The sequence below is a fragment of the Nostoc sp. XA010 genome (assembly GCF_020829625.1).
Lineage (GTDB): Bacteria > Cyanobacteriota > Cyanobacteriia > Cyanobacteriales > Nostocaceae > Nostoc.
In genome coordinates, this window is the sequence record NZ_JAIVFX010000004.1 from 1 (window position 1) to 13,203 (window position 13,203).

Consider the following 13,203-nt stretch of genomic DNA (forward strand, 5'->3'; position numbering starts at 1 on the left):
AAAGTTTAGTTAAAAACTTTGATCGGACACTCGCTCGTGCCAATGCCAAGCTCAAGCTTTGTTTTATCAGATTGATGCTCAGAAGACTAGCCGCTAGCTAGAAAAAAGATATTAAATGGGTTCTATAACGGTCAAACTTCCTGGTGATGCCAGTGTCACAATCCCCGTGAAGCCTGGAAAGCTGTCGGTTGGAGATCAAGCTACATTGGGGATTCGCCCCGAACACCTGCGACTCGATCGCAATAATCCAAGCGTGAATGGCGAAGTGTTAGTTGTGGAACGACTGGGTGGGCTAACCTATCTGTATGTCAAGATTCAGGGGGGAGAGACTCTAGTAGTGCAAACAGACGGAGATAATTCCAGCCAGTTACGCGATCTTGTTCCTATCCACATTAGCGGCGAGCTTTGCCATCTGTTTGACTTACAGGGTGAAGCTGTTTTAAAAAGTCGTCGTCACCAACTAGCATAAATAAGATGAACAGCAATACCAGCACCGGCTCAACAATCAAGCTGAATGAAGCATCCCTATCTCATTTACCTGGAAACGTGCCCGTACCCAAGTACGATCGCCATCAAATTACTAATGGAATTGTGCATATTGGGGTTGGTGGATTTCATAAATCGCACCAAGCCCTTTATCTCGATAATTATTTCCATCAAAATCCTGGTAGTGATTGGGGAATCTGTGGTGTTGGATTGCTGGACTATGACAGGCATATGCGGGATGCGCTTTGGTCGCAAGATTGTTTGTATACCTTAGTTGAGCGATCGCCTGAGCGCGATCGCGCTCGAATCATCGGTTCCATTACTCAATATCTGTTTGCACCAGACAACCGTCAAGCAGTTATTGAAGCACTAGCAAACCCTGAATGCCGAATTGTAACTTTAACAATTACTGAAAGCGGCTACTACTATATCGAAGGAAGTGGCGAATTCGATGTGAACCACCCAACGATTCAGCACGATTTGCACCATCCTGACCAACCAATCGGGACATACGGTTTTTTGAGTGCCGCACTCGCAAAGCGCCGTCAACAGGGGTTAGCGCCCTTTACAGTACTGTCCTGTGACAACATACAGGGCAACGGTAATACGGTACGGAAAATGCTAACGACATTTGCTCAAATCCGCGATCCAGAGTTAGGGCGTTGGATTGCTGAATACGTTGCCTTTCCCAACTGCATGGTCGATCGCATTACTCCGATGACAACCCCAGCAGATATCAAAATGGTGGCGGAACAGTTTGGTATTGATGATGCGTTTCCAGGCGTGACGGAGCCTTTCATCCAGTGGGTAATCGAAGATACCTTTTGTGCAGGCAGACCTGATTGGGAATCCGTTGGCGTACAGATGACTAACGATGTTCATCCCTACGAAATGATGAAAATTCGGTTGCTCAACGCCAGTCACTTGCTGATTGGCTATCTTGGCTCTCTGGCAGGTTATAGCTACGTTTATGAAGTCATGGCTGATCCTTTGTTTGAGCAAGCAGTCGCTAAGTTGATGGACGAGGTAACACCAACGCTCCAACCCGTTCCAGGGATTGATTTAAATGATTATAAAAAGACTCTAATTGAACGGTTTTCCAATCCCAAAATTCGCGATCAGCTGCCGCGCCTGTGCCTGAATGGATCAGCCAAAATTCCTAAATTTGTTTTGGGATCGCTCCGCGATAAATTACAACTTGGAGGTGCGATCGATTACCTAAGTTTAACGATTGCTGCGTGGTGTCAATACCTCAATAGTTATGATAAACAAGGGCAACCTATTCACATTGATGACCCATTAGCAGACATCCTCATTCAACGCGCCAGCTTGAGCAAATTAGACCCCAAACCATTGCTCAGTATATCTGAAATTTTTGGAGATTTAGTAGAGTCGCCACGTTTCGTCGAGGCTGTTGCTGACCAGTTGCGTAGTTTGCATGAGTTCGGTGTTAAAGGAACACTAGTCCGATTCTCGCAGACACGCTAAGGCATTATCAACTTAAGAAGCAATTTATGCTTACAGCAGTTTTCATCTATTTGAACCACATTTTTTGTAGGGGCATAGCATTGCTGTGCCCGTAGAGCGTGGTCTATTTACCTGAAAATTGCTGTAATAAAGCAACAAATCTAATTTTGGATTCTTTACTTTTAAGTATGTGAGGATTAGCCTAATGCTGCTTGGCATAGATTTAGGAACAGGCTCTGCTAAGGCATTACTCCTGGCGACAGACGGAACCGCAATAGGTGAGGCATCAAGCTCATATCCTGTTCATGCACCTCACCCTGGATGGGCTGAATCTGAGCCAGGGGATTGGTGGTCAGCTGTTGGCGAGGCTGTTAGGAAGGCAGTGGGAAATCATGCCGATCAAGTACAGGCGATCGCACTTTCAGGGCAAATGCATGGTGTTGTCCTAGCTTCGGAGTCGGGTGAGCCACTGCGTCCTGCTATCCTCTGGGCAGATACTCGCTCTAGTGCCACGCTTAACATTTATCATTCGCTCGATGTCGCTATTCTAGAACGATTGGGCAACCCGATTGCGGCTGGAATGGCTGGCTCAACTTTGCTGTGGCTACGAGAACACGAGCCGACTGTGTACGGCCAAGCGCGTTGGGCACTTCAGCCAAAAGATTGGCTACGGTTCCGGCTGACTGGAGAAGTCGCAACCGAACCATCTGATGCTAGTGGTACTTTGCTTTACGATATTGTGTCAGACAACTGGGCATGGGATGCAATTTCAGCCCTAAATCTGCGTTGTGATTGGTTGCCGAAAATTATTCCCTCTAGTGCGATCGCAGGTTACTTAACGGCTAGTGCTTCAGAACATCTTGGCTTAAGAGTTGGTTTAAGAGCGATCGCTGGCGCTGCGGATACGGCAGCGGCGGCACTTGGTAACGGACTACTAGAGCCTGGTTTGGTTCAACTAACCATTGGCACAGGCGCTCAAATCATTACACCTCGTTCCCAACCAATTCTCGATCCTCATGGTCGCACACATCTATATAGAGCCGCCGTACCTAACCAGTGGTACACCCTTGCAGCAATGCAAAATGCGGGGTTAGCCCTTGAGTGGGTGCGAGGTATCCTCGGCTTGAGTTGGGAGGAAGTCTATACTAAAGCGTTTTCTGTTCCCCCAGGATGTGAAGGGTTGACATTTTTGCCATACCTCACGGGTGAGCGAACTCCACACCTTGACCCTTATGCACGCGGGGCATGGGTGGGGCTTGGACTTCATCATACACAGGCGCACCTGATGCGGGCAGCTTTAGAGGGAGTTGCTTTTGCCTTGCGGCAAGGTTTTGAGGCACTTGAGGCAACAGGTTTTAAAGCTACAGAACTTCGTTTAGCAGGTGGTGGAACAGCAGAAATGCCTTGGAAACAATTACTAACTGATGTATTGAGAATACCCCTCTATGCAACTAGAGTTGCTGCTGCTTCCGCGCGTGGTGCTGCTTTACTGGCGGGTATCGGGATTGGCGTATACGCAGATGCTAATGACACAAGCAAACTGGCAGCCACACCAACGCTTGCTGCAATTCCCCAATCAGTTGATTCAGCCCTAGAAGAGGCTTGGATGCGATATCAATCCCTTTATCCACGACTTAAAAAAATCTGATAAAAGTGAAAATTTTGGTTTCCGATTGCTGGTTAATGGTGTGGCTTACGCACTAGTTAGCTCGTGTAGCCTAAGATGGTGGTGTTAAGCACAGTGATACTATACAACTTGCGATATTCCTGATAAACGTTGACTTGCGTTGTAAGATTTAATCGGATAATCTGAGCAATCGAGATTGTTTTCTAAAAAAACTAATGAACAAATTGATACTGAGTTTACTTTCTTCTCCTGTACTGATTAGCTCTATTCTCTCTATGGGAGTAATGCTCAATCACGCCGAAGCTATGGAGCCAGAACCAGCAGCCAACACCACAGACCGTCTATCTTGTATACGCAATAAACATAAAGTGGGTTTAGTATGTGCAAGGGCTTCCGTATTGGCTCAAATTCCTAACTATCAGCGTGAAATAGAGTTTTCTCAAGAAGATGCTCCCATTCTGGAGTTCAATGATGAAGAAAGCAATGTGGCAATAAACTTATTTGGCTGCGATTGTCCTGCTTGTATCAATTCTTTACGTCAGATGCGCGGCGCGACACCCTTGGTATATTAGGATTTTACAAATTTATTTTTGTTTATAAGCAATATTCAGCAAACTGTTGTGAGGGCATAACAATGTTGTGCCCTCACTGTATCTTGGTTCAAAATAATTACGCTGATTTTTCCACTCGTAAACCAAAGTAGGTCAAAACAAGCTCAGTTGAGCCACTATTGACAACTTCATCTCACACCCCCATTCCTCTCACCGCCACACCGGAACGGTGTGGCGGTGAGAGGAATGGGGACGAGCGAGGAGTTTCGCCCCTGAGCCGAATTGTTGCTCATCATTAACAGACGACGGGGTGAACGACGAGTGAGTAGTTAGAATGAAGGCGAATAGTAAGACATAGGTGTTTCACAGATTCTATGATAAAATGTGAGGCATGGAAAAATCCTACCGCTACCGTTTTTACCCAACTACTGAGCAAGAAAGGCTCTTGCGTCGGACAATTGGGTGCGTTCGGTTGGTGTTTAATCGAGCCTTGGCAGCTAGAATCGAAGCTTGGTATGAAAGGCAAGAGAAGGTTGATTACATTCAGTCTTCTGCTATGCTGACCCAGTGGAAAAAGTTTGAAGACCTCCAATTTTTGAATGAGGTTAGCTGTGTACCACTGCAACAAGGCTTGAGACATCTGCAAACTGCATTCACCAACTTTTTTGCGGGTAGAGCGAAATATCCCAACTTCAAAAAGAAGCGTAGCGGTGGCAGCGCAGAATTTACTAAGTCTGCTTTTCGGTGGAAGGATGGACAAGTCTACTTGGCAAAGTGTTCTGAGCCTTTGGCAATTAAGTGGTCTAGGCAACTCCCCTTTAGTGTCGAACCTAATACCATCACTGTTAAACTTGATCCCTCTGGACGTTGGTTTGTCAGTTTGCGGATTGACGATCCCAGAGATGAAACCATGCATCCTCTTGATAGTGCTGTGGGGTTGGATGTCGGGATTAGTTCCCTTGTTACCTTGAGTACTGGTGAAAAGATTGCTAATCCCAAAGCGTTTGATAAGCACTACCAAAAGTTGCGGAAAGCGCAAAAAGCCTTGATTCGAAAGCAAAAAGGTTCTCGCAATCGTGATAAAGCTAGACTCAAAGTTGCTCGGATTCAAGCTAAAATTTCTGACGGACGTAAAGACCATACCCATAAACTGACAACCCGACTGGTACGTGAGAACCAAACGATAGCAGTTGAAGATTTGGCAGTTAAAAACATGGTCAAAAATCACAAAGTTGCTCGTGCCATTAGTGACGCTGCATGGTCGGAATTGGTGAAGCAACTGGAGTACAAAGCCAAGTGGTACGGTCGAACCTTGGTAAAAATTGACCGATGGTTTCCCAGTTCTAAACGCTGTGGTAACTGCGGACATATTGTTGAAAAACTGCCATTGAACGTCAGAGAGTGGGATTGCCCAAACTGTGGGGTGCATCACGACCGAGACATCAACGCTAGTCGGAACATCTTGGCGGTGGGACACACCGTTGCAGTCTGTGGAGCGAACATAAGACCTGATGGGCATAAGTCTAAAGGGCAGTTGCAAAAAACTCGAAAGGGAAGGAAACAGAAACCTAAGTCGTGAGTCTTAGGAATCTCCCGCTACACCGTCAGGTTAGCGGTGAGAGGATGTCAAGTACTTCTCCCGGTTCTATCGCTACGCAGTTCCCTGGAAGCAGGGGGTATTCTGTACCATCAATGTGAATTACTCCTGAACCCGCTTCTACAAAGAATACTTCGCACATGTCTTGATGCGCGTGTGCTGGTGCGGTTTGTCCGGGAGCAAAACGTGCTTGAGAAAAGTTAGTTAGGTGAGGCAAATCGCCGAAGCGTAGCATTACCTTTTTCTTGATTTCGGCATTGTGAGAAACAGATTCTTCTGGTAGGTGTTTGAGAGAAGTGGTAATCATTCTGGTCTTAAATCGTTAGATAATTCCACAATACCCCTAGAGCCATCAATCCTTACCCGTTGACCATCTTGCAATAGCCATGTAGCGCCATGTACATCCATAACTGCGGGAATCCCATACTCACGAGCAACGATCGCACCGTGAGAAAGCCGTCCACCAGCTTCGGCAATTAATCCTCCAGCCCTTAATAACAAAGGTGCCCAGCCGGAATCTGTGTAAGGTACTACCAGAATCGTATCTCGATCAATCTCCGGCAAGTCTTGTAAATTTCGTAACACCTTCACCCTGCCTTCAGCTTGTCCCTGGCTGGCTCCAATCCCTTGTAAGATTTGGTCAGAGTAGAGTTCAGAGGGAGCTAAGGGGTGAGGGGGTGTATTGCCGTAGACTAAAAGGGGTACTTGAATGATCTCACTATCTTGGACGAATTGCGATCGCCTCGATTCCACTAACTCATCTAACTCCTCAATTAACCTAGAATCATCACCCACAATTAAACGCCGCACTTCATCAAAGTCTAGAAAAAAGATATCTCCTGTTTTCTTGAGTAAGCCGGACTTTAACCAAATTTTCTCTAAAGCTATAAAACTCCAACGTAATTCAGCCAAAAGCCGTGAATAAACTTCGGTAACTCGTCCCTTGATATCCACACGCCGTTGCACAAATCCACGTTTGCGTTTACCAGCAAAAATGCTATTAATTGCGTCTTTAGCGCCTGATTGTGGTTCATTACCCTGCATTAACTGCACAAACATCTGCTTAATCATTTGGGGATTTTCCCGCCAAGTAGGAACGGAAATATCTGTTCCCACTTCACTTAAATAGCCGTAATCCTGAAGTAATTCGTCAAATTCTCGCAGAATCTTTTCTCCCTCTGGGGTTTGCTTTAATTGCTCAAATACTTGCTGTGGTTCAAACTCAAGCAATACTTGTTTGGCATCTGTTGCTATTGCACTTAGCGATCGCAATGCCGCTACCTCTGGAGTAACGCTATTATCAATTTGCCCATCCTTCACCCGAAAAATCGCTTGCCGCAGGGCAGCGCTTAAGGGAGCTAAAATGCTGTAATATGTCCCGTGGCGTAGCAAATCCAGGATCAAGTCAATTCTTTCCAACAGCTTGGCTGGTTCCAAATTATCTATATCTGACTGCGCCAACTCCGACAAACCAGGAATAAACCGTTTGTGATAATCTTCCTTGAAGTCTTTTTCTAAACTTAATTCCCGCTTCAGTAACTTTCCTAGTCCTGGTAAATTCTCCCAAGTTGACTGCAAGGACGGTTTACTTAATTTAGCTCCTCTAGTTAAAAATTCCAAACTTTCCGGCGGCAATCCCATGCGGATAAAAATATCTCCTAAGAGGGATGCATTAAAGTAGGCTCTAGAATAATGCAGAGTTGCTGTTTCAGTAAAATCTAACCCTGAAGCGCGATCGCCCAAAACTAGAGTAAAAAAGTCTCCCCAAACTCCACAAGTTAAGGGACGGTTAATCGACCATGTTAAGGGGTGAATTACTCCAGGAATCACTTCGGCGGCGATTTTGCGTGTCCAGATTGGTAGTAAAGTAGTGATCGGTCGAGATTGCAACACCCAGAGTGTTTGACCATCGTAACTCCATTCGATATCTTGAGGAGTGCCATGATAGCGTTTTTCGAGTCGATGAGCTAAGTATGCAACTTGCTTAATTAATGCTTGAGGGACTCTTCCTTCACCCTCTAATTGCACAGAGGAAGAATTTTCTGTTTCAATGACAAAAGCGCGATATTGTTCTGGTGTGACTTTTCCCGAAACAACTTGCGTCGGGCTACCTGGAAGGGCTTCAATAACGATCGCATCACCTTGCTGAGTAATGGGATCGCGGCTGAAAGCTACGCCAGAATATACACTCTGGACTTGTTGTTGAATCAAAACAGCCATTGCTGTATCATTTAAGCCGCGATCGCGCCGATATTGCACAGCAGACGGATGATTGTAGGAAGCTTGAACTTGAGCGATCGCTGATTCTAATGCCTCTGGGTTGGTAACATTTAAAACTGTTTCATACTGTCCAGCCGCAGAAGCATGTTCTGAGTCTTCTCCAATGGCAGAAGAACGCACCACTAAGGGAGATAACTCTGATGGCTGGAGAAATTCTGTCAACATTTGGGGATCGTCGATTGGGGCAAGCACCCACCCTTTCGGGACTGGATAACCCCAGCGCTTAATTTGAGATAATGTAGCCGCCTTTTCTCCAACAATGGCAGCATCCAACTCTTCATCTAAAGAAACCATCGCGCGTTGGCGTAGCCCGTCGTAGACATCGCCGCGCAAAAATTCCAACATCGCTTGCGATTCAGTTTGTGCTTCTTGGGCTGGCAGATTCATATCATCAGAAATTTTAGTATAAATCCAGCCCATTAAACCAGCTAAAGCAACAGCAGCAAGTATTCTGGGGTAATCGCCAAGGTGCAGAATCATCACAAACAGAGGAAAGAGAAGTAAAACCCCAAATTTTACTACCTTTCTCGATTGCAGAATTGTAAAGCTAATACCTGCAAAGAAGGATACAAATATTGCCACCAAAGGATCATGTACGACAAATCCCCAGACGACATTTGTCGTACCTGCCCCTCTGCCTATCCAGTATCTACCTATTACCAGAGCGATCAGGGCGATTAACTCCCAAAACGATCCCTCTGGGAAGAAAACACGGGTGAGTAAGACTGCTGCAACTCCTTTCAAAGCTTCTGACAAGACTGCCAGAATTCCGACAAACCTACCGCCATGATAAAAGGCAGCTGATACACTAATGTTTCTTGTACCAACTTCTGATAATTGCTTGCCCGTAAGCGCGTAAGTGATCCATGCAATCAGGGGTAATCCGCCCAAGAGGGGGCAGGCAATTAAAATAACTAAGATACCCCAAGGTTCAAACATTCTGGATTTTGGACTTTAGATTTAAATTTTCCATCTAAAACCTTAAATCTAAAATCTAAAGTTTTTCTAAAATTTTTGATGATGATAATTAGGGCGTTTTTATTTACTAGTTGCTCAATGGACACTTGGCAACAACGGCAACCGTTTTTGCCAGTGTCCTTCAAGCTACTAATGGTTTTAGTTTAGCGCATAGGCTGCTTGCAGCGCCCAGATTATGAGAGCAGTGATCGATCCCAGAAGTAACACGGTAGAGATAGTGACTACTTTTGGGGAATCTGCACCCTCAAATTTCATAATTCCGCGATTTAAGTCGGACATAGCTTTGTAATCCTCTTTTGTTGGGGCATGAAACATTTGTCCGTTTTGATTGTAGTCCTTCTCTTTGCGGATGATGTTAAATTCCTTAATATTATTTTGTTTCAGCTTGGCAATTTTTCCATCGCCATAATTGCTTACTTCTTTAGAGGTATTTAGTCTGATTTATACAAATGTGGGGAGTGGGGAGTGGGGATGAGGGAGCAGGGGGAGCAGGGGGAGCAGAGGAAGCAGGGGAAGCAGGGGAAGAATAACTATTAATTATTTACCAATGCCCCATGCCCAATGCCCCATATTTTAGTATCCTGCTTGCTTGTCTACAACGTTCCGCAAGGGCTGACCGGTTTGGTAGCGTTTGAGGTTGTCAATAAATAGTTGTGCTATTCGCTCTCTGAGGCGTGGCGAAAGGGCTGAACAATGGGGGGTGATAAAGGCGTTTGGCAATGACCACAAGGGACTTTCCGGCGGCAGAGGTTCTGTAGCTACTGTGTCTAATCCAGCACCCGCAATCCATCCCTCACGTAATGCGGTGATTAATGCGGCTTCATCTATGATCGCACCACGAGCGATATTAATTAAGTAAGCAGACTGACGCATAGAGCGCAATGCTGCTTCATCGATCAAGCCTTTAGTTTCTGGAGTTAATGGTGTAGCAATAACTACATAGTCTGCGGCTGGCAGGAGCGATCGCCACTGATTGGCACCCACAATCTTGTCAAAATTTGGTAAAGGTTCGGGATGGCGGCGACTACCCCAAACTGTGACTCCAAAGGCTTTGGCACGAGATGCAATCGCTTTACCTATATTCCCAGTACCGAGAATTAATAAATTCGCGTCTGCCAACTCTTCGAGAGATACTCCTCTTACCCAAGTGTGTTCATCCTGCAAAGTTTGCAATTTCCGCAGATTCTTGGCGTGATAGAGCATGAATGCTAGTACAAATTCCGAAATTGGAATCGCATGAACCCCTGCGCCATTAGTCAGGATAATGTCCTTTTGCAAAAAAGTTGATGTGAGGATGTGATTCACGCCAGCACTCGGTGACTGTTGCCAACGCAGCCTGGGTGCTGCTGTCAGTACTTTGTCATGGGTAGAGGTTTTCAGGTAAAATCCGTTAACATAAACTTCTGCATCACTGGCATCACCATCAAGATTACCTTCACTATCCACCTCCACAACATCTATATCAGATGGTAGGTGTGGCTCAATATCAGCAATGAGATGATCGGGTAAAATTAGTTTCACTATTTGCTACTCCCTCATTTCATTTTGGATTTGGGATTCTAGATTTTAGATTGTTCACAAAGATAAATCTAGAAGTATTAAGCTTTTGATTTTACTTTTGATGTTTTTGCTTAATCCCAAATCCCAAATCATAAATATAAAATTGGCATAGTCATGAAGCACTGGTGAGTTGTTTAGAAAATTTTTCATTAGTGGCAAATTCGCTAAAAGTACTTACGACTGGTGGCGTTAGCGGTGTAGGTTCACTCTGTAAAGGTAAGCGTGGAAATAATAATTCAGCAGTGCGATACGCTTCTTCTAAATGGGGATATCCAGAAAACACGAAAGTTTCTATGCCCAAATTTTGATATTCCAGCATCCTAGCAGCAACGGTGTCGGGATCTCCAACTAGGGCTGTACCAGCACCACCCCGAACCAATCCAATTCCTGTCCAGAGGTTGGGGCTAATCTCTAAGGTTTTTCTACTACCACTATGTAGTTGACTCATGCGCCGTTGTCCTTCAGAATCAGAATTAGCCAAGTCTTTTTGAGCTTTTGCGATCGCATCCTCATCTACATACTTAATTAGCTCATTGGCAGCATCCCAAGCCGCAGATTCGGTTTCTCGTACAATTACATGCAAGCGAATCCCAAAACGGACTGTTCTCCCTTGTTCAGCCGCCAGTCGCCGAACTTCGGCGATCTTTTGGGCTACTTGTTCTGGAGGTTCACCCCAAGTCAGGTAAACATCTATATGTTTAGCAGCAACCCGCTTGGCAGCAGCAGATGAGCCACCAAACCATAAGGGTGGATAGGGTTTTTGAACTGGTGGAAATAGGAGTTTACCACCTTTGATATCCAGGTAGTTTCCTTTAAAATCGACTGTTTCCCCACTGACGATACCCCGCCAAACTGTGAGAAATTCATCGGTTAAATCATAGCGATCGTCATGACTAAGATGCAAGCCATCCCCGGCAAGTTGCACCGGATCTCCACCTGTCACCACATTAATCAACAATCTTCCTTTAGAAATCCGGTCAAATGTTGCTGCCATCCGGGCAGCAACACCTGGAGAAGTAATTCCTGGACGAATTGCTACGAGAAATTTCATTTGCTTGGTGACAGAGATGAAAGCAGCAGCCGTAATCCAAGCATCTTCACAAGAAGTCCCTGTGGGTAACAATGCGCCCGTGTAGCCTAAATTATCCACAGCTTGGGCAATTTGCTGCAAATAATCAGGTGTGACAACACGAGAGCCAATATCTGTGCCTAAATAGCGTCCGTCATGAGATCCAGTCGGAATAAACCAGAGAATTTGCATATTTGTCAGGGTATGAGAGACTTAAACACCGTTATTTTGACGTACTTACCGTAGTTTTATTAGTATCTTACAGGAAATTATTTAAAAAACTAGTGTAGATTCACGATTCATCAGGAATAACTCTCTAAGTTGCAATTAAAAAAATATCTAACTCGTAGGATGCGTTAGCCAGAAGCACAACGTACCGTAACAGATTAATATAGACGGTGCGTTAAGAAAGCAACGCCCCTACAAATTAATATTGGATGATTTATTTTTTGGTAGTACCTAATAATTTATAGCTGTTCCTATTCAGATGCGGTATAAGATTATATCGCCAGGTATAGGGGCACGGCAGCCCCCATTGGTGTCAGCTTAACCTAAAAGCTATGTCCCACAAGGCACTGAAGTTCCTTGCTAATAGCGAAAGTCATCTTAAGATGACTAAATATAGCCAAAAATCTTTAGTCTACTTAAGTAGACTTTAGTTCGAGGCGGGTGAGTCAGCCAAGCCAAGAGTTAAGCTATTTCTAGGCTTTTGTTGACACGTATGGGCACTGCCGTATTCCTACGGGTGTACCTAGGTTTTCAAGAATTAATTAAAGGGAAAATTTGCCAAAGATGGATTGTGTTACAAAAAAAGCAGGAGTATTCTAGTGTGGAACTTGAAAGCTGGTATTTTAGTACTTACACTGAGTTGCATAATTGCGACTGGTATAGCAGTATATCTGATTGGCGGCATTGAACCAGCACAAATTCAAGCTTTGCTAAAATCTTCTGGAATCTGGGCACCTGTTATTTATGTTGCTTTGTATGTCGTAGCAACTATGTTAGTTTTGCCGTCAACAGTGCTAAATTTGACTGGAGGTGCAATTTTTGGCCCTTGGCTGGGTACTTTTTGGACTAGTGTAGGAGCAGTCATTGCGGCAATAATTGCCTTTATTTTTACTCGGACTATCGGACGTAAAACCGTAGCAAAACGACTAGCAGGACGCTGGCAAGCTATGGATGCTGAGGTGCGGCGTGGAGGGCTTTTTTATATGTTTGCCATCCGATTAGTACCAATCATGCCCTATGGGTTGGTTAACTTTGTGGCTGGACTGACTTCGATCAGCTTTAAAGATTATGTTCTAGGTACAACACTTGGTACTGTTCCTAGTGTATTACCTTTTGTACTACTAGGTAGTTCTGGTTTGAAGGCAGTCAAGACCGGCGATTTCTTGCCCCTAGTACTCGCCTTGGGCTTAACTGGAACCCTGGTAGCAGGGTCTACTTGGTATCGTCAGCGTCGGACTTTTTCCAAAAAAGCTGTAGAAAGCCTTAAAGAATCAAATTCAGATTACATAAATCCAAAAAATAAATAAATTATCGGAATGGGACTTGAATCTTGCTAGGTATACTGAGAACGAAACCTTGA

Annotated in this window: 10 protein-coding genes; 6 read left to right on the forward strand and 4 right to left on the reverse strand. The window is 44.8% G+C overall.

What is annotated here, in order from left to right:
• Positions 1 to 115: 115 nt before the first annotated feature.
• From LC608_RS07440 to LC608_RS07460, 5 genes are all read left to right on the forward strand, one after another.
• On the forward strand, positions 116 to 469 hold the full coding sequence (locus tag LC608_RS07440) for a TOBE domain-containing protein (RefSeq protein ID WP_229552934.1): 354 nt from the start codon (positions 116 to 118) through the stop codon (positions 467 to 469).
• 5 nt (positions 470 to 474) lie between these two features.
• Positions 475 to 1,974, forward strand: a complete 1,500-nt coding sequence (locus LC608_RS07445) for a mannitol dehydrogenase family protein (protein WP_229552935.1) — start codon at positions 475 to 477, stop codon at positions 1,972 to 1,974.
• Between the two features lie 184 nt (positions 1,975 to 2,158).
• A complete protein-coding gene (xylB, locus tag LC608_RS07450) occupies positions 2,159 to 3,601 on the forward strand; it encodes a xylulokinase (RefSeq protein WP_229552936.1) in 1,443 nt (480 codons plus the stop codon).
• Between the two features lie 194 nt (positions 3,602 to 3,795).
• Positions 3,796 to 4,152, forward strand: a complete 357-nt coding sequence (locus LC608_RS07455; protein WP_229552937.1) for a hypothetical protein — start codon at positions 3,796 to 3,798, stop codon at positions 4,150 to 4,152.
• Positions 4,153 to 4,522: 370 nt separating this feature from the next.
• A complete protein-coding gene (locus LC608_RS07460; protein WP_229552938.1) occupies positions 4,523 to 5,710 on the forward strand; it encodes a transposase in 1,188 nt (395 codons plus the stop codon).
• Between the two features lie 25 nt (positions 5,711 to 5,735).
• On the opposite strand, the gene LC608_RS07465 is transcribed toward LC608_RS07460, so the two are convergent.
• From LC608_RS07465 to ssuD, 4 genes are all read right to left on the reverse strand, one after another.
• The gene (locus LC608_RS07465; protein ID WP_229552939.1) at positions 5,736 to 6,035 is read right to left on the reverse strand and encodes a cupin domain-containing protein; all 300 of its coding nucleotides are present in this window, start codon (positions 6,033 to 6,035) and stop codon (positions 5,736 to 5,738) included.
• The gene (locus tag LC608_RS07470) at positions 6,032 to 8,947 is read right to left on the reverse strand and encodes a glycerol-3-phosphate acyltransferase (protein ID WP_229552940.1); all 2,916 of its coding nucleotides are present in this window, start codon (positions 8,945 to 8,947) and stop codon (positions 6,032 to 6,034) included. The genes LC608_RS07465 and LC608_RS07470 overlap by 4 nt, the downstream gene beginning before the upstream one ends.
• A 612-nt stretch (positions 8,948 to 9,559) precedes the next feature.
• A complete protein-coding gene (locus tag LC608_RS07475) occupies positions 9,560 to 10,510 on the reverse strand; it encodes a D-2-hydroxyacid dehydrogenase (protein WP_229553236.1) in 951 nt (316 codons plus the stop codon).
• 148 nt (positions 10,511 to 10,658) lie between these two features.
• Positions 10,659 to 11,807, reverse strand: a complete 1,149-nt coding sequence (gene ssuD / locus LC608_RS07480; RefSeq protein ID WP_229552941.1) for an FMNH2-dependent alkanesulfonate monooxygenase — start codon at positions 11,805 to 11,807, stop codon at positions 10,659 to 10,661.
• Between the two features lie 635 nt (positions 11,808 to 12,442).
• Here ssuD and LC608_RS07485 point away from each other — a divergent pair.
• Positions 12,443 to 13,150 carry a TVP38/TMEM64 family protein gene (locus LC608_RS07485; RefSeq protein ID WP_229552942.1) on the forward strand — a complete coding sequence of 236 codons (708 nt, stop codon included), beginning with the start codon at positions 12,443 to 12,445 and terminating at the stop codon, positions 13,148 to 13,150.
• Positions 13,151 to 13,203 lie beyond the last annotated feature (53 nt).